This is a genomic window from Rhizobium sp. OAE497, assembly GCF_040546565.1.
In the GTDB taxonomy this organism is placed as follows: Bacteria; Pseudomonadota; Alphaproteobacteria; order Rhizobiales; family Rhizobiaceae; genus Rhizobium.
Genome location: NZ_JBEPOA010000002.1, coordinates 619003 through 642464, shown reverse-complemented (window position 1 = coordinate 642464; position 23462 = coordinate 619003). Strand labels below are relative to the sequence as shown.

17 protein-coding genes and 1 pseudogene are annotated in these 23462 nt (G+C 61.8%); 2 read left to right on the top strand and 16 right to left on the bottom strand.

Annotation, left to right across the window (positions count from 1 at the left end; genetic code table 11):
* Positions 1 to 30: 30 nt before the first annotated feature.
* The 9 genes from ABIE40_RS22525 to arfA all read right to left on the bottom strand — a co-directional run bounded on the left by ABIE40_RS22525 (position 31) and on the right by arfA (position 10844).
* On the bottom strand, positions 31 to 1626 hold the full coding sequence (locus ABIE40_RS22525; protein WP_130280815.1) for an ABC transporter substrate-binding protein: 1596 nt from the start codon (positions 1624 to 1626) through the stop codon (positions 31 to 33).
* A gap of 145 nt (positions 1627 to 1771) precedes the next feature.
* Entirely contained in the window at positions 1772 to 2908 is a 1137-nt protein-coding gene (locus ABIE40_RS22520) for a M14 family metallopeptidase (RefSeq protein WP_199625825.1), read from the bottom strand.
* 83 nt (positions 2909 to 2991) lie between these two features.
* Positions 2992 to 3672 carry a TetR/AcrR family transcriptional regulator gene (locus tag ABIE40_RS22515; RefSeq protein ID WP_162708730.1) on the bottom strand — a complete coding sequence of 227 codons (681 nt, stop codon included), beginning with the start codon at positions 3670 to 3672 and terminating at the stop codon, positions 2992 to 2994.
* 242 nt (positions 3673 to 3914) lie between these two features.
* A complete protein-coding gene (locus ABIE40_RS22510) occupies positions 3915 to 4838 on the bottom strand; it encodes an ArsR/SmtB family transcription factor (protein ID WP_130280809.1) in 924 nt (307 codons plus the stop codon).
* Between the two features lie 169 nt (positions 4839 to 5007).
* Complete coding sequence (locus ABIE40_RS22505; RefSeq protein WP_112718630.1) at positions 5008 to 5832, bottom strand: carbohydrate ABC transporter permease; 825 nt, start codon at positions 5830 to 5832, stop codon at positions 5008 to 5010.
* A 1-nt stretch (position 5833) separates the two neighbouring features.
* Entirely contained in the window at positions 5834 to 6667 is an 834-nt protein-coding gene (locus tag ABIE40_RS22500) for a carbohydrate ABC transporter permease (protein WP_199625912.1), read from the bottom strand.
* A 102-nt stretch (positions 6668 to 6769) separates the two neighbouring features.
* The gene (locus tag ABIE40_RS22495) at positions 6770 to 8038 is read right to left on the bottom strand and encodes an ABC transporter substrate-binding protein (protein ID WP_112718632.1); all 1269 of its coding nucleotides are present in this window, start codon (positions 8036 to 8038) and stop codon (positions 6770 to 6772) included.
* Positions 8039 to 8175: 137 nt separating this feature from the next.
* Entirely contained in the window at positions 8176 to 9261 is a 1086-nt protein-coding gene (locus ABIE40_RS22490; RefSeq protein WP_199625824.1) for an ABC transporter ATP-binding protein, read from the bottom strand.
* 62 nt (positions 9262 to 9323) lie between these two features.
* Complete coding sequence (gene arfA, locus ABIE40_RS22485) at positions 9324 to 10844, bottom strand: arabinosylfuranosidase ArfA (RefSeq protein ID WP_199625823.1); 1521 nt, start codon at positions 10842 to 10844, stop codon at positions 9324 to 9326.
* 307 nt (positions 10845 to 11151) lie between these two features.
* On the opposite strand from arfA, the pseudogene ABIE40_RS22480 reads away from it, so the two are divergent.
* A pseudogene (locus tag ABIE40_RS22480) lies at positions 11152 to 13984 on the top strand (M16 family metallopeptidase).
* A gap of 18 nt (positions 13985 to 14002) precedes the next feature.
* On the opposite strand, the gene ABIE40_RS22475 reads toward ABIE40_RS22480, so the two are convergent.
* The 7 genes from ABIE40_RS22475 to ABIE40_RS22445 all read right to left on the bottom strand — a co-directional run bounded on the left by ABIE40_RS22475 (position 14003) and on the right by ABIE40_RS22445 (position 22409).
* Positions 14003 to 14701, bottom strand: a complete 699-nt coding sequence (locus tag ABIE40_RS22475; RefSeq protein ID WP_199625822.1) for an ROK family protein — start codon at positions 14699 to 14701, stop codon at positions 14003 to 14005.
* A gap of 50 nt (positions 14702 to 14751) precedes the next feature.
* The gene (locus ABIE40_RS22470; protein ID WP_199625821.1) at positions 14752 to 17148 is read right to left on the bottom strand and encodes a glucan 1,4-alpha-glucosidase; all 2397 of its coding nucleotides are present in this window, start codon (positions 17146 to 17148) and stop codon (positions 14752 to 14754) included.
* 137 nt (positions 17149 to 17285) lie between these two features.
* Positions 17286 to 18020, bottom strand: a complete 735-nt coding sequence (locus tag ABIE40_RS22465; protein WP_199625820.1) for an aspartate/glutamate racemase family protein — start codon at positions 18018 to 18020, stop codon at positions 17286 to 17288.
* A 1-nt stretch (position 18021) separates the two neighbouring features.
* Positions 18022 to 18843, bottom strand: coding sequence for an ABC transporter permease (locus ABIE40_RS22460; protein WP_199625819.1), 822 nt, complete (start codon positions 18841 to 18843; stop codon positions 18022 to 18024).
* Position 18844: 1 nt separating this feature from the next.
* Positions 18845 to 19759, bottom strand: a complete 915-nt coding sequence (locus ABIE40_RS22455) for an ABC transporter permease (protein ID WP_199625818.1) — start codon at positions 19757 to 19759, stop codon at positions 18845 to 18847.
* A gap of 239 nt (positions 19760 to 19998) precedes the next feature.
* Positions 19999 to 21297 carry an ABC transporter substrate-binding protein gene (locus tag ABIE40_RS22450; RefSeq protein WP_112715067.1) on the bottom strand — a complete coding sequence of 433 codons (1299 nt, stop codon included), beginning with the start codon at positions 21295 to 21297 and terminating at the stop codon, positions 19999 to 20001.
* A 29-nt stretch (positions 21298 to 21326) separates the two neighbouring features.
* Positions 21327 to 22409, bottom strand: a complete 1083-nt coding sequence (locus ABIE40_RS22445) for an ABC transporter ATP-binding protein (RefSeq protein WP_199625911.1) — start codon at positions 22407 to 22409, stop codon at positions 21327 to 21329.
* 268 nt (positions 22410 to 22677) lie between these two features.
* On the opposite strand from ABIE40_RS22445, the gene ABIE40_RS22440 reads away from it, so the two are divergent.
* On the top strand, positions 22678 to 23391 hold the full coding sequence (locus tag ABIE40_RS22440; protein ID WP_199625817.1) for a GntR family transcriptional regulator: 714 nt from the start codon (positions 22678 to 22680) through the stop codon (positions 23389 to 23391).
* Positions 23392 to 23462 lie beyond the last annotated feature (71 nt).

The following is a 23462-nucleotide window of genomic DNA, read 5'->3' as shown; positions in this document are numbered from 1 at the left end:
GCCCGGTGTCCGGTTGCCGGGCCGATGGCTTTAATCGGAGAGATCGACCGTATCGAACTGGAAGGCGCCGAGCGGACTCTGGACGAAACCGACCACATTCTTGCGCATCGGCACGACCGCGAGCGAATGGTCCAGCGTGTCCCAGGGCGCTTCGCGCTTGAAGAGGGCTTGCGCCTCCTCATAGAGCTTGGTGCGGGCGGCGGTGTCGGTGGTTTCCTTCGCCTTGATCACCAGCGCATCGAAGTCCTTGTTGCACCACTGCGCCCAGTTATTGCCGCCGACGGCATCGCAGCTCAGCATCGCACCCAAGAAATTGTCCGGGTCGCCATTGTCGCCGGTCCAGCCGAGGATGACGGCGCCGTCGCGATCCTTCGCCTTGACCCGCTTAAGATACTCGGCCCATTCGTAGGTGACGATCTCCGTCTTGACGCCGATGGCAGCGAGGTCCGACTGCATCAGCTCGGCTGCGCGCCGCGCGTTCAGCATGTAGGGCCGCGAGACCGGCATCGCCCAGATCTTCATCGACAGATCCTTGACGCCGGCGGCATCGAGCGCCGCCTTTGCCGCCTTGGGATCATAGGGATCGTCCTTGATGGCGTTGTTATAGGACCACATGCCCGGCGGGATCGGGTTCTTGGCGACCGTCGCCGCCCCCTGGAACACCGCATCGACGATCGCCTGCTTGTTGATCGCCATGTTGAGCGCCCGGCGGACCTCCGGCTTGTCGAACGGCGCCTGCATCGTGTTGTAGGCGAGGAAGGAGACATTCAAGCCGGCGAGCTCGGAGACCTTGAGATCGGGATTGGCCTTCATCGCCGCGACATCGACCGAGTTCGGATAGGACATCAGATTGCATTCGCCTGCGGTCAGCCGCTGGTAGCGCTGCGTGGCATCGGGCGTGATGGCAAAGACCAGATCGTCGATCTTCGGCTTGCCCGCCCAATATCCGGCATTGGCCTTGTAGCGGATGACGGCATCCTGCTGATAGCTGACGAGGCCGAAGGGACCTGTGCCGACAGGCAGCTGGTTCATCTGCGCCATCTTGCCATCAGCCTGCAGCTTGTCGGCATATTCCTTCGACAGGATCGAGGCGAAAGGCGTGGCTATATTGGCGATGAACGGCGCCTCCTTGCGCTTCAGGACAAAGCGCACCGTCATGTCGTCGACCTTGTCGATCGACTGGATCAGATCGCCCATCCCCAGCGCGTCGAAATATTCCCAGGTGGCGGCGCCGGTATATTGATGCCAGGGATTGTCGGCCTTCCACTGGCGCACGAAGGAGAAGATCACGTCGTCGGCATTCATGTCGCGTGTCGGCGTGAAATAGTCCGTCGTCTGGAATTTCACGTTCGGGCGCAGCTTGAACGTATATTGCAGCCCGTCATCCGACACCTGATAGCTCTCTGCGAGCGCCGGAATGACCTCGGTCGTTCCCTTCTTGAACTCGACGAGCCTGTCAAAGATCGTCTGCCCGACGGCATCATAGGTGGTGCCGCTGGTGCTCAGCGCCGGATCGAAGCCGGAGGGCGAGGCCTCCGAACAGTAGACGAAGGTTTTTGCGCTCGCACTCGTGGCCCAAGCCGGCGCGAGCACAATCGCTGCGGCCAAGGCTATTTTCTGAAACATCGAAGTCTCCCAGTCGTCAGTGAGTTGGGTTTTATTATCCACTGCCTGCTTCCGGCATGATCCAGGCCCGGCTTTGCCTGGTCACGCCGGCTTCCCGCTTTATGCTTGTTGCCGGACAGGCTCCGCCCCCGGAGCCTGCAGTCTCTCAGAGGTCGTCGACGACGGCCGCGAGCGCATCCAGAGAAGCCGCCCCGAACAGCCGTGAGCGCCGCGGCGACCAGCCGTTCCGCTCGTCGGGATGGAAGATGTCGTCGAGGAAGGGCAGCTCGATGATGAAGGAGACGCAGCCGAAGGTTTCTGCTGTCCAGGAGATCGCCATGGCGAGCGGATCAGTGCCGGGCGCATGGTCGTAGTTCGGCTTCGGCAGGTCGGGCGTGTAGTTCGGCGAGGCGACGAGCAAGGCATCCTCGAAACGCTTCAAGAGGGTCGCCTGCTTGTTCGACCAGGACGGCACGCCAACCGGCCGTACCGGCCAGGGATGATGATTGCTCTCATCGCCATGGATGTCGTAGCAGAAATGCACGCCGGTCTGGCGCATCCGCTCGCGCACGAACCAGGTCTCCGGGCTTTCCTCGACGGTCGTCGTGCTCCAGGAACGGTTGAGATCGACATAGCCGGCATTGTAGCGATGGAAGCCCTTGATGCTGCCGTCCGGGTTCATGTTCGGAACCACGTAGAAGACGGCGCGCTCAAGCAGCGACTGCGACAGGGGGTCGGCGGCATCGATCAGCCGGTCGAGAAGCGCCTCGGCGGCAAACTCGGTCATCGACTCGCCGGGATGCTGGCGCGCCAGCACCCAGCAGGATTTCTTGCCCGGGCCGGGCTTGCCAACGGTGACGAGATCGATGCTGCGCCCCTCGAGCGTCTTGCCGACGCTTTCGACCTGCGCCAGCGGGCTCGCCGCGCAGCGTTCGATCAGCGAGAAGCGTTCCGTCTCGGTATAGGGCGCATGATAGGCGTAGGAGACGCGGTCCTGCTCCGGCCGGTGGCTCCATTTCAATGAGGAGCCGTCGAATGTCGCGGGAATACGGAACCAGTCCTTTCGGTCATAGGAGGCGACGATCCGGTAGTCCTTGAAGCCGCGCGACCAACGGCTCTTGCCGGCATCCTCCAGCGTATAGTGACAGTCCCTGCCCTTTGCGCCGGTGGCGGCGAAATAGAAGCCCATGAACTCGTCGGATCCTTCGCGGTCGGGAAGGATCGCCAGCCGCATCGCCGCCCAATCGCTTTCGTCGATGACCTTGATGCGCCCGGAATCGAAATTACTGCTGATTTTACTCATCGCTCAACACTACTCCGCAGTTGCCGTGACTTGCCGGCCGACCTGTTCTGCGAAGCGGGCGACCGGATGCTGGTGTTAGCCCATCATGTCTTCGACCGGTTCCTCTCGCGCGGTGCCGGTCTGATCGAGGTGATCCCGGCCTCGCTTGTCAGCGCCTCGTAGCGGGCCGAGATGACGGAGGTCAGTGTCTGGAGGTGGCGTTCGAAATAGGCCTCCTCCTTGTGGAACAGCCGCTCCAGGCTGAGGCCGCGGATGGCGATGAGCGTGAACTCCAGGAGTTCGAAGATCTCCCTCTTGTTCTTGCCCATGTCGACATGCTCTTCGAGCCAGCGGTAGCGGACTTCGCGGATCGCTTCCATGCGGTCCGAAACGGTGCTTGGCCGTACCTCGGCCTCGGCGCGCGTGCCGATCAGGATCTCCCAGATCGCCCAATATTCCGGATCGCCGTAGACGCCCCAGAAATAGCGCACCAGCTTGCCGACATTCAGCCGCCCGTGGGCTGCGAGGTTCTTCTGCTTGGTAAAGTCGTCGAGTACCCGTTCGGCCAGGTGATCATAGACCGTGAACAGCAGTTCGAACTTGGTCGGGAAATGGTGGTGCAGCGCACCGGTCGTCAGCCCCGCCTCCTTGGCGACGTTGGCGGTCGTCAATCCCGAGAAGCCGATCTTGTGCAGCAGCGTCGTTGCCGCGCGGATCAGCTGGACCCGCGTCTCCGCGCTGCGGTCTGCCTGGGTACGTCTGACTTGGCGGGGCTGATCGGTCATGAGGCGATATAAATACATATCAGTCGGAATGTAAATACATACTAGTCGGAATGTAAGTTGAACTTTCAAGGCCGCCGGGACAACCGGAAATCACCGCGTCAGCCGACCGAAGCGGGCGCACGTCCGCTGGCGCGCGTCCCTTCGATCGAGAGCCTTAATGAGGATGGGCGAGGAAAGAGCCACGGCTCCGCCAGGCCGGGCCTAGCGGCAGCCTCCGAGCCGGCATGTGCGAACGCCCAGGCTCAGAAATAGATCGACATCAACAGGTCCTGGTCGAAATCGCCGAAACCCTTGCCGAAGATATTCATGCCGCCGGGATTGTCTGCTTTCTCGTCGATGCCGATACGGAAGCGGATCGAGTGGTGGTCGGCGATGCCGAGCGAGGCGATGGTCTGGGTGGAGACCATGGCGCCGTCGATCCAGGTGCCGGTTTCGTCGATCGTCCAGGTCTTCAGCTTGCCGTATTGCGAACCCGAGAGCTTCCACCAGGCAGGCGAATACATGCCGCGGCGGTCGCCGAAATCGCCGGGCGAGGTCCAGTGTCCGGCCTTGATGCCGTTGATCCAGATCGAGATGTCGGACGGCCAGTTGGCATTGGTCGCCGGCGTCTCGGAGCTGAGCTCGGCGGAGAATTCGACCTTGCGGATTTTCTTGCCGGAAACCTTGGCATTGTTCGGGAACTTGTATTCGACATAGCCGCGGGTGAACCACAGCAATGCCGCCTGCATGCGCTGCGGATCGAGGAAGACCTCCTGCACATCGAGCATACCGATGACATTGTTGACGGAACAGAGGCCGCAGGGCGCCCCCACCTCGAACTCGGTAAAGAGGCCGATCGGCATGCTGACGGTGACGACGTCTTCGCTCGCCTTGGTGCCGCTGCTGTCGAAGCGGATCAGGATCTCGTCATAGATGCTGGAGCAGACCTTCTGGTTGCCCTTCGTCGCCTTCATCGTCTGGGTCTGGATCAGGCCCGCTTGCTCGAGCGACTTCAAATTCGTCGCCGTCGTCGATTGCGGCAGGCCCATCTGTGCCGCGATGTCGTTGACATTCAGCGGCCCCTTCTGGCGCAGCAGGTTGAGGATTTCGATGCGCGTCGGAGAACCGAGTGCCTGGACGACATCGGCGTCCCTCATCGGATCGACGGTTAGAAGCTTCGTCTCCATATTATAATACTGGTTCTCCAGTCTTTCTTGTTGGTTTCAGCTGATATCATGGCCACATGCACTGTGTCGCTGCTCAAATTTTACTAGGGGCCGGTCCGCGCCTCGGGAGAACTCTCGCGGACCGGCAGGGGCCTTCTCACCTCGGCCCGGAAGCAAAGTCTCATGCACGTCACCCCTTGATGCCGGACGACAGCATCAGCGCCTGCGTCACCCGCTTCTGGAACAGCAGATAGGCAACGGCCACCGGCATCGCGGCGAGAATGGCGACCGCCATGTCGCGCGCATATTTGACGCCGAAGGCATCACGGGTCTGCGTGATGCCGACCGTGATCGTCATCATGTCGTCGGAGTTGGTGACGAGGAACGGCCAGAGGAAGGCGTTCCACGCCATGATGTAGGTAATGATCGCCAGCGCCGTCGTGATCCCCCAGTTCAGGGGCAGATAGAGCTTGAAGAGGATCTGGAACTCGCCGCAGCCATCGAGCTTGGCGGCTTCGCGCAGCTCTTTCGGCACGGAATCGAAGAACTGCTTGTAGACGATGACGACGACGGGGACGATCAGCTGCGGTAGGATGATGCCGCCCCAGGTGTTGATCAGGTTCAGCTTGTGCATCAGCACGAACTGCGAAATCACCAGCGCCTGCGAGGGCACCATGAAGCTCGCCAGGATGATGCCGTAAAGCAGCTTGCGGCCGGGAAAGACGATCTGCGACAGCGCATAGGCGCACATGACGCTGATCAGGATGACGACGATGGTCACCGTGACCGAGGTCACGATCGAATTCAGGTACCAGGTCGAGAGCTTGGTCTCGAACAACGCGTAATAATAGCCCGAGAAGTTCAGGACGTCGGGGATGAAGGTCGTCTTTGCCACGACCTCCTGTTCCGGCTTGATCGAGGTGATGACCGCCCAATAGATCGGGAAGGCCCACATGCAGGCGATCAGGAGCGTCAGGACGAGAAGCAGCGCATTGCCGATTGTCTTGCCGGGCATCTCAGCGCTCCCTTACACGCAGCAGCTGGTACTGCAGCACCGATACGACGACGATGATCATGAACAGGATCACAGCGACGGCCGAGCCCGTACCGCCATGGTTCGAGCGGAAGGCTTCGCGATAAACGAGCTGCAGAAGCACGTAGGTCGAATTGAACGGCCCGCCCTCGGTCAGGAGATAGACCTGGTCGAAGATCTTCAGCTGCAGAATCAGCTGCAGCGTCAGCACCAGCGCCGTGACCGGCCATATCAGCGGCCAGGTGATGCGCTTGAAGCACTGCCAGCGCGTCGCCCCATCGAGCATCGCCGCCTCGTAATAATCGTTCGGAATGTTGCGGAGCCCCGCGATGAAGAGCAGCAGGTTGAAGCCGTTGGTCCACCAGACGGTCACCAGCGCCACCATCGGCATGGCCCAGATCGGATCGCGAAAGACGCTGACGCGCTTACCGGTCGCGGCCTCGATGACGAACTGCGCGACGCCGAACTGCTGGTCGAGAACCCATTTCCAAATCTGCGTGACGACGGAAACGGGAAGGATATAGGGGATGAAGAAGAGCACCAGCATCAGGCTCTGCACCCAGCCCTTGAGACGCACGACCATCAGCGCCAGGCCGAGCCCGATCAGCGTGTTCGGAATGACAGTCAGCACGACGAAATAGCCGGTATTCCAGGCAGACGTATAGAAGAGCTTCTGGTGGAAGAGCTTCACGTAATTGTCGAAGCCCACCCACTGACCCTCGCCGACCAGCGGCGCATCGGTGAAGCTCAGCTCAAACATCTTGTAGACTGGATAGGCAAAGACGGTCGCATAGGCGATCAGGAACGGCGCAATCATGGCGATCGCCGTCAGCGTCTTGCGTCTCTTCTCGGTATTGACCACAGATCATCTCCCACGGCGGAAGTGCTGGCCGGGGAAGCCCCCCCGGCCAGCCGCTCGTTACTTCTGGCTTTCCAGCTCTTCGCGCATCTGATCGATCGCGTCTGCCGGATCGAGCTGGCCGTTGAGGGCGGGAACCACGAAGTTCTGGGTTGCCTCGTAGATCGGGCCGGCAACGCCTGCGAGCTTGGAAACCGGGTCGAAGACGGCGGTATCAGCGAGCTTTGCATAGGTGGCGTTCGGCTGCATGCCCTTGAATTCCTGGCTGTCGGTCACCGGCTTATAAGCGGGGATGTGACCGGCGCTGGCCCAGGAAATGCTGTGCTCGTTCATCCAGGCGATGATCTGCAGCACGGCCTTCAGCTTCTCGGGGGAGATCGGCTTGCTCTCGCTGTTCGGCACGGCGAAGGAGTGGGAGTCAGCCCAGGTGGCCTGCGTGCCCATCAGGTTCGGGATTTCGATCGCGCCCCATTCGAAGCCGAGTTCGCCCTTCTTGGCGAGGTCAGCCATAGTCGGCACTTCCCAGACGCCGTTGACGTGCATCGCAGCCTTGCCGGAGGTGAAGAGCGCGATGGAGGCTTCATAGGAGATCAGCTTCGGCGAATAGCCGGTCGAAACCCAGTTCGCCATGGTCTGCAGCGCCTTGACGCCGGCATCACCTGGAAGGATCTGGTCGCCGTCCATGAACTTGGCGCCCTGCTGGGCGATCAGCGTATAGAAGACGCGCCACATCGAGCCGCCTTCATCGGTATGCAGCGACAGCGGATATTCGACCTTGCCGGTTGCCTTGATCTTCTCGAGCGCGGCATTGAAATTGTCGAGGCCGTCGAGACCCTTCGGCAGGCCGTCGTCACCGAGGAGACCGGCTTCCTTCAGGATGTTCTTGTTGTAGTAAAGAACGATCGAGTGGACGTCGAAGGGGATGCCATAGACCTTGTTGTCGAAGGTCGCCTGCTTCCAGGCCGCATCGACATAGTTTTCCTTCTTGATGCCGGCGGATGCCAGTTCCTCATCGCTGAAGGGGCGCAGGATGCCGGTCGGAACGGCCAGCGGATAGCGCGACATGTGATAGGTCATGATATCGGGCTGCTGGCCGACGGCAGCTGCCGTCTGCACCTTGGTATAGAAGGGCACGCCCCATTCCAGCGTCGTGGCGTTGATCTTGATATCGGGGTGCGTGTCGTTGAATTCCTTGATCAGCGCCTTCATGCGAACGCCGTCGCCGCCGCTCAGGAAGTCCCACCAGGTCACATCTGTCTGCGCGAATGCGGCCGCCGAGGGCAGCAATGCAATGGCCGCCGAAACGGCGAGTTTCACTAGCTTTCTCACGTTTGTTCCTCCTCTTAAACATGGGTTACGGGTCACCCCGGGTCGCGGGATGGCGCTTTCCGCGCGCCTCCTCCAAGGTTTGCGGATCACATTTCTGCATTCATGCTCCGGCCGCCGATCCCCTCGGCGGCCATCCGTCAGCTGAGCCTTCTGCCTTCGGCATCGAAAGCCAGCATTTCAGGCACTCTCAGCGAGAGGCTGATCTTCTCCTTCGGCTGAGGCCTACTCTCGCGGCACTCGACCGTCATTTCCGCACCGGTTGCCGTCAGCACATGCAGATAGCCCGTGCCGCCGAGCTCCTCAGTAAATTCAGCCGTCACGGGCAGCGTCACGCCACCCTCTCCGGCGCCAAGGCCGATATGTTCAGGGCGAACGCCGACATGGACGGGCGCGCCGGCTTCGACCGGCGCCCGCGTCGGCAGATCGAAGGCCTGGCCAGGTGCATCGTCGAGTTCGACACGGGCCGAGCCCTGCCCTGCCGCAACAACCTTGCCCTTCAGGAAATTCATGCCCGGCGAGCCGATGAAGCCGGCCACGAACATGTTCTGCGGATCGCGGTAGAGATCGAGCGGCGCGCCGACCTGCTGGACGACGCCGTCTTTCAGCACGACGATCTTGTCGGCCAGCGTCATCGCCTCGACCTGGTCATGGGTGACGTAGACCATGGTGGCGCCGATCTGCCGGTGCAGGCGGGCAATCTCCATGCGCATCTTGACGCGCAGTTCGGCATCCAGGTTGGAGAGCGGTTCGTCGAACAGGAAGACGCGCGGCTCGCGCACGATCGCCCGACCGATCGCCACGCGCTGGCGCTGGCCGCCGGAGAGCTGGCTTGGCTTGTGCTGCAGATAGTCGGTCAACCGCAGGATATCGGCCGCAGCCTTCACCTTCTGCTGGATCTCCGCTTTCGGCCGCTTGGCGATCGACAGGCTGAAGGCCATGTTCTCGAAGACCGAGAGATGCGGGTAGAGCGCGTAGGACTGGAAGACCATCGCCACGCCGCGCTTCGACGCCTCGCGATGCGTGACGTCCTCGTTCTCGATGCTGATCTGGCCGCCGCTCGTTTCCTCGAGCCCGGCGATCATTCTGAGAAGCGTCGACTTTCCGCAGCCGGACGGGCCGACGAAGACGGCGAACTCGCCCTGCTCGATCTCGATATCGACGCCGTGGATGACCTTGAAGGCTCCGAACGACTTGCTGACCTCGGTCAGTTTGATCCCAGACATATGTCCTCCCGGTTGGAACTCCCATCGGGGCAGCCTCCTCCGCTGCCCCGATGGCAATCAGTTCACGCCGAAGCGACAGAGAGCAGGATGAAATGGTAGGACTTCGCCGGCAGCGAGCCGGTGAGCTTGCCCTCATCGGTGATCTGCAGCCCGGAACCCGCCTTGGGAACGATGCGGTTCTGGTCCTCGACCGAGTTGCGCGCCTTCAGATCATCGCCGGCCATCGTGTGATGCTGGAGGATCTTTGCGCCCTTGAAGCCCTGGAGATCGAGGTCGATATCCATCGCCTCGTCGAGGCTGCGGTTGATGGCGAAGACGGCGATCGTCTTGCCGTCCTCATGCAGAACCGCCGAGAGGTCGAGATAGGGAACGTCCTGCGCCACGTCGCAATCGTAAGTCGGGCCTGACGCAGAAACGGAGAGCGCGGTGCCGCGGCCATATTTCGAGGCGAACTGCAGCGGATAGTAGATCGACTGGCGCCATGCCGGGCCGCCGGCCTTGGTCAGGATCGGCGCAATGACGTTGACGAGCTGCGCCATGCAGGCGATCTTGACGCGGTCGGAGCGGCGGATGAAGACGTTGATCAGCGACGCCACGAAGATCGCGTCCTCGAGATTGTAGAGCTCTTCGAGCAGCGGCGGGGCTTCCGGCCAATCCCAGTTCTTGTAGCGCTGGTCGTCTTCCTTGCGGTCGTGATACCAGACGTTCCATTCGTCGAAGCAGATCTTCACGTCGCGCTTCGAGCGCTTCTTGGCCTTGATGTAATCGATGACGCCGCCGATCGTGACGATATAGCGGTCGAGCTCTATCGCCTTGGCGTAGTAGTTCAGCGTATCGTTTTCCTCGTTGCCGAAATACTTGTGCAGCGAGATGTAGTCGACGCTGTCATAGCTCGCGTCGAGAACGGTCGCTTCCCATTCGGGATAGGACTTCATCTTGTCGTTGGACGAGCCGCAGACCACGGTTTCGAGCGTCTTGTCGAAATATTTGAAAGCCTTGGACACTTCGTTGGCGAGGTGGCCGTATTCGGCAGCCGTCTTGTGGCCGACCTGCCAGGGACCGTCGATCTCGTTGCCGAGGCACCAGATGCGGACATTGTGCGGATCCTTGTAGCCATGCTTGGCGCGAAGGTCGCTCCAGTAGGTGCCGCCGGGATGATTGCAATATTCGAGGAAGTTGCGGGCGTCGTTCAGGCCGCGCGAACCGAGGTTCATCGCCAGCATCATCTCGGTCTTGGCAAGCTTCGACCAGTCGGCGAATTCGTTGACGCCCATCTGGTTGGTTTCGCGGGTACGCCAGGCCAGATCGAGGCGCGTCGGACGCTGGTCGCGCGGGCCGATGCCATCTTCCCAGTGATAGGCCGAAACGAAATTGCCGCCCGGATAACGCACGATCGGCATATCCAAGTCGCGCACCATATCAAGAACATCGGTACGGAAACCGTCCTTATCAGCCTTTTCGTGACCCGGCTCATAAATACCGGTGTAGACGGCACGGCCCATATGCTCGAGAAATGAGCCATAGACGCGCTTGTCGACGTTCGAAATCGTGAATTCCCGGTTCAGGGTGGCTTTAGCCCGCATGCTTGGTGTTCCTCGTTTATTGAATTTGATTTTTTGCCACGCTATTCTGGGAGATTTTTTAAATCAAGCTTTTTGTTTTATATCAAAAAATCAGTTTTAGTTAGCATTTCAAAGCGATCTAAGCTCCATTTCGGCCGAGCAACTGCCGCACGAAAACGGTTGTAGAGCGACATTTTCTGTATCGCTTAAATTGAGAATTTCGTTACCAAGCTTTATCCATTTCGAATGGCGCATATTGCTGCGCGCCAAGGGCTATGCGAGGTTTCACGCCTGACACCGTTCCCATCAATGGCAGGACTTGATCCAGATGCGTTACCTCAGCTGTTTGCGCCTCATCGCAGCAGTCGCCCTCGGCACCATTGCGGTCTCGAGCACTCCGGTCCTTGCGGAACAGCCGTCCCACCCGTGGCCGCAGACGCAGAGCGATATTCCCGCAGACCCGGATGTGCGCTTCGGGGTTCTCCCGAACGGCATGCGCTATGCGATCATGCACAACGCCACCCCGCCCGGGCAGGCGGCGATTCGCTTCCGCATCGGTTCGGGTTCGCTCGATGAAAACGACGACCAGCAGGGACTGGCGCATTTTCTCGAGCATATGGCTTTCAAGGGCTCGGCCCATGTTCCCGAAGGCGAGATGATTCGCATCCTGCAGCGCAAGGGACTGGCCTTCGGCCCCGATACCAACGCCAATACCGCCTATGACGAAACGGTCTATTCGCTCGATCTGCCGGAGGTCGACAGCGACACGCTCTCGACCGGCCTGATGCTGATGCGAGAAACCGCCAGCGAACTGACGCTCGATGCCGGCGCCTTCGATCGCGAGCGCGGCGTGATCCTGTCGGAAGAAAGGTTACGCGACACGCCGCAATATCGCGCGGCGATCGGCATTACCAACATCCTGCTTGAGGGACAGCGCGCCGCTTCGCGCTCGCCGATCGGCAAGGTCGATATCATCAAGACGGCACCGGTCGATCGCGTCCGCGACTACTACAACGCCAATTACCGTCCGGACCGGGCGGCCTTGATGGTCGTCGGCGACGTCGATCCGGCCGCGCTGGAGGCCGATATCCGCAAGCGGTTCGGCGACTGGCAGGCTCATGGTGCTCCAGCACCTGCACCTGATCTCGGCGCCCTGAAACCGAAGACGGAAACCGTCGATCTCCTGACCATCCCGAGTGGCATGACGAGCGCCCAGATCGTCTGGACGCGTCCTTTCGATGCCGCCCCGGACACCTACGCCAAACGGCGCCAGCAGATGGTGGAAGATCTTGGTCTTTCCGTGCTGCGGCGGCGCTTCTCGACGATCGCCAGCAAGCCCAACGCGCCCTTTACCGGCGCCAATGCCGGCTCGCAGGACATTCTGGAATCTGCCCACGCGGTGATGATCACCGCAAACAGCGATCCGGAAAAGTGGCAGGTTGCCCTAAGCAGCATCGAACAGGAGCAGCGCCGTCTCCTGCAATTCGGCGTATCGCAGCAGGAGCTCGACCGCGAGGTCACCGAATATCGCGCCTACCTGCAATCAGCGGCCTCGGGTGCGGCGACGCGTACGAGCACCGATCTCGCCTCTTCGCTCGCCTACACTGTCGATAGCGACCAGGTCTTTACGTCTCCGGCCGACGATCTCGCGCTGTTCGAGAAGATGACGAAGGATATCAGCGCCAAGGAAGTCAACGACGCCCTGCCCACCACCTTTTCCGGCAACGGCCCACAGGTCGTGCTGATGACGGCGGAGCCGCCGAACGGCGGTACCGATGAGATCAAGAAAGCCTACGAGGCCTCCCGTGCGGTGACGGTCGCCGCCCCCCGAAACCGCTGCAAACCTCGTCTGGCCCTATACCGATTTCGGCACGCCCGGCACGGTTGCCGAGCGCCGTGAGGTCAGCGATCTCGGCCTGACGATGGTGCGCTTTGCCAATGGCGTGCGCCTGACAGTCAAACCCACCAAGCTGAGAGCCGACGAGGTTCTGGTGCGCGAGGATATCGGCTATGGCCGCACCAGCCTGCCGAAGGATCAGGCATCCGTGCTCTGGGCGTCGCCCGCCGTCGTTCTCTCAGGCGTGAAAGCCTTGGACTATCCTGACATTCAACGGGCGCTGGCAGCCAACATGTTCAACATCGACTTCTCGGTGGAGGACGGTGCGTTCCGGTTCAACGGCCAGACGCGGACCAGGGATCTCCTGATCCAGTTGCAGCTGATGACCGCCTATACGTCTGACCCGGCATACCGCCCGGAGGTCTTCGACCGCGTCAAGCAGGCCTATCTGAACGGGCTCAACCAATATGCCGCAACGCCCGGCGGCGTCATCAGCCGCGACTTTGCCGGATTGGTGCACGGCGGCGATCCACGCTGGACCTTCCCGGAACGAGCCGAGCTGGCCTCCTCGCAGCCGGGCGAATTCGAGAAACTCTTCAAGCCGGCGGTCACGACGGGGCCGATCAGCCTGACCGTGGTCGGCGACATCACGGCCGACGAAGCGATCGCGCTGACGGCGCGGACATTCGGCGCCCTGCCCGCCCGCCCCGACAGCGCTCCGCATGACGAGACGGCGAGCTTCCCGGCAGCCCAGGCGGCGCCTGCGATCGGCACGCATACGGGACGCCCGGATAATGCCGCGGCGATCGTCGCTACGCCAGTCGGCGACATGCTCTCCGATCTGCCGCGGTCCTTCACCGCAAATCTGACCTCGCAGGTCATCCAGAACCGGCTGATCGACCAGTTCCGCATCGCCGAGGGCGCGAGCTACAGCGTGCAGGCGGATGTCGATCTGTCGAAGGACATTCCGGGCTACGGCTATGCCTATATCTATGTCGACACCACGCCGGCGAAGCTCCCCCGCTTCTTCGAGCTCGTCGACCAAGTCTCGGCCGACCTGAAGGCAAAGGACATTTCGGACGACGAGCTCGCCCGGGCCCGGGCGCCGATCATCGAAACCCTGAAACACCGCCAGCAGAGCAACGAATACTGGATCGAATATCTGCAGAACGCGCAGACGGATCCGCGTGGTCTCGATCGCGTGCGCGCCAATCTTACCGGCTACGACACGATCACGGCCAAGGACGTCCGCGCCTTCGCCAACGACTATCTCAAGCCGGAGAAATTCTGGAAGTTCGAGGTGCTGCCAGCGGCCGGCCAATAGCCGGCCGCACCGGCGGGGTCACAGCTTCAGCTCGGGATCCTGCCAGATGCGGAAGCCGCCCTTGAAGGCGTTTTCGTTGTCGCCGCGGCGGCAGTCTTCCGGCAGGTCCTTGATCTTGTCGACATTGCCGCCGCCGATGACGATGTAGTCGGGCTGCAGCGCCGCCTTCAGCCGGGCGGCGACATCGCCAACGGACTTGCGCCATTTCGCCTTGCCATGTGCCTCCAGCCCACGCAGGCCGACATAGTCTTCGAAGGTCTGCTTCTTCTTGTAGGGCAGATGCGCAAGCTCCATCGGCAGGCAGACCTTGTCGACGACCATCGCCGCGCCAAGGCCGGTGCCGAGACCGAGAAACAGCATGCGCCCGCCCTCATAGCTGCCGATCGCCTGCATCAGCGCGTCGTTGACGAGCTTCAGCGGCTTGCCGAAGGCCTTTTCAAAATCATAGTCCTTCCAGCCGGGCGCCAGGTTATGCGGATCGAGCGACGGCCGGTTATTTTCGATCGGGCCGGGATAGCCCATGCCGATCACGTCGAATTCCAGCCCCTTCGCCATTTCCTTGACGGCCTTGACCATCTTGTCCGGCGACATGTCCGGACCCGAGACCATCGCCCGCTTTTCGCCACCGGTGCTGAGGAGCACTTTGACATGCGAACCACCGAGATCGATGGCGAGGACCGTCTTCTGCGTGGTGGAGCTATCGGAGGGGGCGTCCATGGGGAAATCCTGCTTTGAAATGTCGCGTTGATAGGCCGGGGAGGGAAGAACTAGGTCGTGACCGCGATCTGGAAATCCCGGCCCTCCCAGTCGTTTCGGCCGGTCCAGAAGATCGTGAAGGAAATGACCGAGCCGACAGCGATACCGTCCGTCGGGAGGTCGGCGATCCAGGTGCCCATCGACGTGTCCCGCGCCGTCACATCATGTACCGTCTTCCAGCCATCCGCCGACCAGTGGACATAGGCGGGCTCGAACAGCTCGAAGCGCAGCAGGCGCCCGGCCGAAATGGTGTCGTAGGTCGAGTTGGTGCGCCAGATCCATGGCGCCGGCGCGGGCTTGCCCTTGACGTAGCGCGCCAACGTCTGCGGTGGCATGTCGAAAACGGCGCCGTCCTTCAGCGAGCGCAACAGCTTGATATGCTCGGCATGCGCCCAGACGAGCGGCATCGCACTGCCCGAGGGGCGGCCGAGGAACAGCTCCTTGTCGGCGATATCGGCCTCGTCCCAGATCTGCTCCGGCAGCAGCCCGCCGGGGCTCGCGGATGCTTCCAGCGTCGCCAGCAGCCTGGTGGCTTCTGCGGTCCGCCCGGCAGCTATCTCGAAAAGCGCCCGCTCGCCGGTCAGAAGCGGCCAGAGGCGGCCTATACCGGCCCCATCGAAGGGCGAGCCGTCCTCCTTCTCGCCGTAGCCATCCTCGTTGTAGCGATACCAGTAGGGACCGGCCGGAAGATCGCGCTTCAGCAGCGCGTCGATCGCCTTCACCGTATTGACGATCCGCGGATCATCAGCCGCCCGCAGGCCGAAGCGGACAAGCGCCAGTGCATCCGGGCTAACCAATAGTCCGGATTCCAGCGTCATGTCCGCATTGCTGCGATTCTTGATTGGCACTAGCGCCGGGGAGCGCTTGTGCCCTTCACCGGTGAAACTGCCGATCCGCATGTAATAGCCGTGGATACCGAGGCTTTTCGACAGCTCCGTGCCGGTCGCGTAGGTCCAGCTTTCGATCTGCTCGTTCCAGCTATCGGCGACTTCACGCAAGTAGCGCCCCACATCCGCCTTGCCGGAAGCATCCATGGCATCGGCGGCAGCAAGCAGCCCGGCGATCTCGACGGCAAGCGTGAAAGGCGAATAGCCGCCATCCTCTTCCCACCGGTCCTGCTGGGTGCAGGGACCGTTCCGAACGATATAGCGGGCGGCAGCCCGGATCATCGCCGTGTAGCGGCCTGCATCGGCGGGGCTGATCACCTTTGCCCGCAGCAGCATATCGTAAAGCAGGATCGGGAAGGCGGTCTCGTCCATCTGGATGCCCTTCCAGTAGGCACGCCCGTCCAGCCAGGAATTCTGCACCCAGTGACCATCGGCCTCCTGCGTCGCCACGAGATAATCGAGAACGGCAAGCGCATCCTTCTTGGCACCGGCGGCCAGCAGTCCGCCTGCCGTCTCCACGAGATCGCGCGTCCAGACCAGATGGTAGCCACCGAGATCGTCGTCTCCCTTCGCCGAACCCCAGGGGATCGACAGGCTGGCTATGATCGCGCCCGAGGCATCGTCGCGATGGGTGGCGAGGACAGCGGTGCTGACACGGTAGCGGTTGAGCTCACGCGGATCATGCGGCTCGTCGAGCGGTAGAAGCTTGCCCTGCCATTCCCGCCAGCCTGACTTGAATGTCTTCAGCGCCGGTTCGATGCCCTGCTGCAGGCTGAGCAGCACACGGAAGGCCGCCTCCTCGGGCTGCGTTCCGAAGCCGAGCGCAAGCAGGGCGCGCCCACCCGTCTGAGACAGGTCGATCGTACCGCCAAGCGCGACATTGCCGTCCTCGGCGCGCTGATAGTCCTCGCGCAGACCTTGGCCTCGCGACAAAGTCTGCCACGCATCGGAAAAGCCGACGAAGCCAACCGAGCGCGCAAGCCACGGCACGGACGAGGCAACCGCCAGAGAGCGGCCGGTACCGTAAGCAAAGAGCATCGGATGCCCCTTGAAATCGTCGTACCAGCCGGTGTTGTTGGCGCCGCCATTGACGAGATGTGGCGAGACGATCGCGTGCAGCTGATAATCCTGGAGATCACCGAGCAGCGCTTCGAAATGGATGTCCTGCAGCACGACTTCACGATCGGGATCGGCGAGGATCACCTTGGTGATCCGGTAACGGCCGTCTCTGGATGTGTTGGTCAGGCGAAAGGCGGGAACGCCGTCTTCAAGCGTTTCGACAAGATGATCGGCATCGCGCTTCTCTTCCGAGAAATAGTCCTTGGCTGTGACCACGAAACCGAAATCGCGGATGCTCGCCTGGTCGAGACGCGGCGCGTAGACCTCGTTGAGGATGCCGTGGCTGGCGGTGAACCAGAGATTGCCCGCCTCCCCCGCAGCCCGTCCGACGGCGGTCTTGTCGCTGGAGGTCCAGCGCGGCTCTATGCCCGGCGCGCCCGGAGGGGTGGATGGCTGCGACACTGACCTGATCCTCCGTCTTGGGCTTCGGCGCAGTGAAGATAGTGCGCGCGAGGCATCAGGAAAGCATCTGACGCGGAAGCTGTCGAGGAGAGAGTGATCGGGGATGCGGCTAGGGCGTCAAGGTGACGCGGCCGGCATCATCCGGCCGTTGCGAAATGGCTCATTGCGCCGGTGAAGGACTTCGCCAGCGGCGAGGCGTAGGAGCCGCGCTTGCTCGTCGAAAGACCGAGCGAAACCAGCGCTTCCGCCTGTTTGACGCCGGCGGCGACGCCATCGACGACGGGCACACCGTAATGCGCCTGGAGTTCCCGGGCGAGATCGGTCATGCCGGCGCAGCCGAGCACGATGGCCTCCGCGCCATCTTCGGCAAGCGCCCGCTCGATCTCGGCGCGCAGCTTGCCGATCGCGCCCGAAGCTTCGTTTTCGAGCTCGAGCACCGGAATATCGGAGGCGCGAACCTTGGCCCGGTCGCCCATGCCGTAGCGGCGCACGAGATTGTCGATCAGCACGCGCGAGCGCTCCAGCGTCGTCACCACCGTGAAGCGTTGCGCCAGGAAGCCGGCGGTCGCCACGGCGGATTCGCAGAGACCGAGCACGGGCACATCGCAGAAGCTGCGGGCCGCCTCCAGCCCGGTATCGTCGAAGCAGGCGATGATCGCCGCATCGTAGCCGTCCGGCTGCCGCTCCTTCAACTCTGCCAGCAGGCCGGGGATCGCCAGGGCGCCGTCATAATGCCCTTCGATGGACACCGGCCCCATGCGGGAGGTGGCGGAGATGATCTCTGTTCCGGATGCGGCGACCACGCGGGCGGCAACCGCAGCCTTTTCGGTCATCGAGGCCGTGGTATTCGGATTAACCAGCAATATGCGCATCTTATTTGATCTTTGCCTGACGGCGGCCGAGCATTGTCATGATGCCGAGCGTGCCAAGGATGATAGTGAAGGAGAAGACCGTCGTGACCGTTCCCAGCGCATAGAGCACCGGCGTCGTGACGTTGGTCGTCATGCCGTAGATTTCGAGCGGCAGCGTGTTGTAGCTGCCTGACGTCATCAGCGTGCGGGCAAACTCATCATAGGAAAGCGTGAAGCCGAACAGGCCGACGCCGATCAGGCTTGGCAGGATCATCGGCAGAACCACATGGCGGAACGTCTGCCAGGAGCTGGCGCCAAGATCGCGCGCCGCCTCTTCGTAAGCCGGCGAAAAGCGGTTGAACACGGCAAACATGATCAGCACGCCGAAGGGCAGCGTCCAGGTGAGATGGGCGCCGAAGGCCGACGAATACCAGGCGGGCTTGAGGCCGCTCTGCTGGAAGACGACGCCGATGCCGAGCGAGATGATGATCGAGGGCACGACGAGGCTCGCAACCGTTGCATAGAAGAGCGCGGTGGATCCCCGGAACTTCCGGCGGAAAGCGAGACCGGCGAGCAGCGAGACCACGACCGTCACCACCATGACCATCAGGCCAAGCGTGAACGAGCGGGTGAAGGAGGCGCCGAAATCGCCGACCGCCTGCTTCTCGAAGAGATTGAAGAACCAGTGTACCGAGACGCCATTCAGCGGGAAGGTCAGGCCGCCATCCGGCCCCTGGAAGGACAGGATCAGGATCGCCGAGAGCGGGCCATAGAGAAACAGCACGAAGACGATGAAGAACAGGGCGAGCACGTAGAATTCGAGGCTGCGCGTTTCGCGGTTCATCTCAGAGCTCCTTGCGGATATCGACGACGCGCAGGATGGCGGCGACCATCAGGAGCACGACGGCGAGAAGGACGACGGCATTGGCGGCCGCCGCCGGATATTGCAGCAGCGACATCTGGTTCTTCATCATCAGCGCCACCGAGGCACTCTGGCCGCCGGACATGACCTGGACAGTCGAGAAATCCGCCATGACAAGGGTGATCACGAAGATCGAACCGATCGCCATGCCGGGCTTTGCGAGCGGCAGCACGACATTCCACAGCACCTGCCAACCGCTGGCGCCGGCATCGCGCGCCGCTTCGAACAGTGAACGGTCGATGCGCATCAGCGTGTTGAAGATCGGCGTCACCATGAATAGCGTGTAGAGGTGGACCATGGCGAGCACGACGGCAAAATCGGAATAGAGCAGCCACTCGACCGGCTGCGGCACGATGCCTGCGGAGACCAGCGCCTGATTGACGAGGCCGTTACGGCCGAGCACCGGGATCCAGGAAATCATGCGGATGATGTTCGAGGTCATGAAGGGGACGGTGCAGACAAGGAACAGGATCATCTGCGTCGAGGTCTTGCGGATATGGAACGCCAGGAAATAGGCGACCCAGAAGCCGATGAAGAGCGTCAGCGCCCAGACGATTACGGTGAATTTCAGCGTGTTGAGATAGGTCTTCCAGGTGACCCAGGAACCGAGCGTATCGGTGTAGTTCATGGTCAGGAAGGCCGGATAGAGACCGGCAAAATCGTAGTCCCAGAAGCTGACGACGGCTATCATCGCGATCGGCAGCAGGAAGAAGGCTCCGAGAATGACGAAGAGCGGCAGCGCCTGCAGATAGGATATCGCCACCGACGGCAGACGGGCGCTGCGGCGTCGGACGCGGTCAACCTTCTCGTGTGTCTCTGCTGAAGCGATCGTCGCCATTGCTGATCTCTTTTCCAGTTAGCATTGCACTCGGTGGCGCCCCCCTCTGCCCTGCCGGGCATCTCCCCCACAGGTGGGGAGATTGGCTGGGCGCGCCCGCTCACTCCACCTTCGATGAGTGGCGAGAAGCGGGCCATTGGTCGATCTCCCCCTTGTGGGGGAGATGCCCGGCAGGGCAGAGGGGGGTGCTTCATGGCAAGACCTCCCCTCCCCGAACGGAGGGGAAAGCCGCAATCACCTCAAGCGGCGATGAACTCGTTCCAGCGGCGGACCATGTAGCGGTCCTCATCCATGACGGAGTTCCAGCAGGCGACGTGGCCCATGCGCTCTTCGAAGGAGCCGCCGTCGCGGACTGCACCGGCCTTTTCCATGACCTTGCCTTCCGGAGACAGGATATCGCCCTGCGCCGCCTTGCCCTCGATCCAGTAGCCCCACTCGTCGGCCGTCATGAAGTTCTTGGCGGTGTCCATGCAGGCCGAGTAGTAGCCCTGGCGGTTGAGATAGCCACCGACCCAGCCGGACGTGTACCAGTTGATGTATTCATAGGCCGCATCGAGCTCTGCGCCCTTGAGGTGCGAGGCGAGGCCGAGGCCGCCGCCCCACGAGCGGTAGCCTTCCTTGAGCGGCTGATATTTGCAGGCGATGCCCTTGGAGCGGACGGCGGCGACGGCCGGCGACCACATGGACTGGATGATGACTTCGCCCGAGGCCATCAGGTTGACCGACTCGTCGAAGCTCTTCCAGAAGGCGCGGAACTGGCCGTCGCCCTTGGCCTTGATCAGAAACTCGATCGTCTTGTCGATCTCTTCCTTGGTCATGTTGCCCTTGTCGGCATATTTGATGTTGCCGAGCGATTCCATGATCATCGCGGCATCCATGATGCCGATCGACGGGATGTTGAGGATCGAGGTCTTGCCCTTGAACTTCGGATCCATGATATCGGCCCAGCTGGTGATATCGCGGCCGACGAGATCGGGACGGATGCCGAGCGTATCGGCATTGTAGATGGTCGGCATCATGGTGAAGAGTTCGGTCTCGCCCTTAGCGAAGGTCTTGGCATCGGCGCTCTCGACATAGCCGACGGTGTGCGGCGCGGTGCCCTGGGCGATGACGCTGTCCGGCTTCAGCTTGCCGTTCTTGAAGAGCGGAACGACCTTGTCGTAATATTTCAGCTTCTTGACGTCCATCGGCTGGATGACGCCGGTCGGATAGACCTTCTTCAGGATCCAGTATTCGATGTCGGCAATATCGTAGCTGTCAGGCTGGGTAACAGCGCGCTGAGCAGCGGCGTCGGAATCGGTCGCCGTCATCTCGAGCGTGATGCCGAGATCCTTCTTGCACTGTTCGGCGATCGCATTGATGTTCGAAACGCCGGTACCGAACTGGCGCAGCGTGATGTTGGACTGCGCCCAGATCGTCGGAAAGCCAGTGATCAGGCCGGAGCCGGCAGCAGCGCCGATCGCGGCAGCGCCGGTCTTGAGAAGCGAGCGGCGGGAGATACCCGTCTGCGGCTTTGTCGTCTTCGTTTCAGTCGTCATGTCAGTTCCCCTTCTTATGGTGGTGAGGTTCATGCACGGCCGAGGAGGACGGCGTCCTCCAGAGCCCAACTCAGAGACACCGCATCGCCGACCGATACGGGTTTGGCGAAGTAATCGCCGTCGCTCGCGATGACCGTGAAGTCGTCACTGCCCGCGCCGATGACGGTGATCTTCACCGTCGCGCCGCGATATTCGATGTTGGAGACGATGCCGCCGAAGCCGAGCGTCTTGTCGCTCGCCGCCTCGAGGCGGACGCGGTCGGTGCGCACGCCGATATCGACCGGCTCGCCGGCAAGCTTGCCGTTGCCACGCACCGAGAAGGTCTGTCCCTCGGGCGCCTCCAGGATCAGCATGTCGTCCTTGACCGAAACAACGCGGCCGGAGAGCACGTTGTGATCGCCCATGAAGCGGGCGACGAAAGCGGTTGCCGGCTGCTCGAAAACCTGGCGCGGCGAAGCCGCCTGCTCGATCTTGCCGTCGTTCATGATGACGATCAGGTCGGCGAGCGCCATCGCCTCTTCCTGGCTGTGCGTCACATGCACGAAGGTGATGCCGAGCGACTTCTGCAGCTTCTTGAGCTCGGCGCGCATGCGGATCTTGAGGAAGGGATCGAGCGCCGACAGCGGCTCGTCGAGCAGCAGCGCTTCGGGATCGGTGATCAGCGCGCGCGCCAGCGCCACGCGCTGCTGCTGGCCGCCCGAGAGCTGCGCCGGACGGCGGGATGCATAGACGTCCATCTGCATCAGCTTCAGCATCTCGAGCGCCTTGGCGCGGCGCTCTTCCTTGTCGACGCCCTTCATCTTCAAGGAGAAGGCGACGTTGTCGACAAGGTCGAGATGCGGGAAGAGCGCATAGGACTGGAACATCATCGCCGTGCCGCGCTTGGCCGGCGGAAAGTCGGTAACGACGGTGTTGCCGAGACGCACGTCGCCCGACGAAATGGTCTCGTGACCGGCGATCATCCGCAGTGTCGAGGTCTTGCCGCAGCCCGACGGGCCAAGGAAGCAGCAGTATGACCCTGCCGGGATCTTGAGGCTGATGGCATGCACCGCTGTCGTGGAGCCATAGACCTTGGAAACGGATGCAATATCGATCTCTGCCGCTTTCGACATCATGTCTTCCCCTGTTCGGTTAAGACAATGCATCTGCCGTGCCAGTTTCTATTGCACTGCGTCAAAGCCCTAGAATTCAATGGAAATCGGTGCCGGGCCGACGAAAGCCCAATTTAGAGGCGACACAAATTCTGCACAGGAAATAGGCTATCGTCTGCAATTTGCGCAAAGGATCGTATACAATTTGAGCGCCATTTTGCGCGCAAAATTCGTTTAACTTTTGACCCGAAGCTGGCTATCATCACGGTTGCAATCAGGTGCCTTTTCCATGACCCCATCAGCCACCGCGCTTTCGCAGGCGGACGATTCAGCCGATAGCAGCACGCAGCAGATCCGCGACGCCATCCGCGAAGCGATCGTCGAGCGGCGGCTTGCGCCGGGCACGAAGCTTTCGGAAGCCGATGTCGGCAACCTCTTCAGCGTCAGCCGCACACTGGCACGCGCCGCCCTCCAGGCACTCTCCTATGAAGGGCTGGTCAATGTCGAGAAAAACCGCGGCGCCTTCGTCGCCTACCCCTCTCCTGATGAAGCACGCCAGATCTTTGCCGCGAGGCGGCTCGTCGAACCCGGCATCCTGCGCGAAGCGGCCACCAGGATCACGCCGTCGCAGATCCAGCATCTGAAGCAGCTCCTGCAGGAAGAGGGCCGGCTGATCGGCGAGAGAGGCCAGACGGCGCGGCGCGCCGAAATCAAGGCATCCGGCGACTTTCACCTGACGCTGGCAACGATCTCCGGCAATGCCATCATGCTGCGCTTCATGGAGGAGCTGGTCGCCCGCTCCTCGCTGGTCATTGCCCTCTACGGCCAGTCCGCCGTTTCGAGCTGCGGCCATTCCGAACATGGCGATATCGTCACCGCCATCGAGACCAAAGATCTCGACCGCGCCTGCCATCTGATGGTGCATCACATCTCCCATATCGAAGCCGATCTCGACCTTCGCGAGCGCAAGGGCTTCGGCCTCAAGGAAGCCTTCTCGATCTGAGACGCGGCACGCCTGACGGGCAAATCTCTGCTTTTCTTCCAGAATTCCCGCTCTAGTTCCAAAAAGGGAGC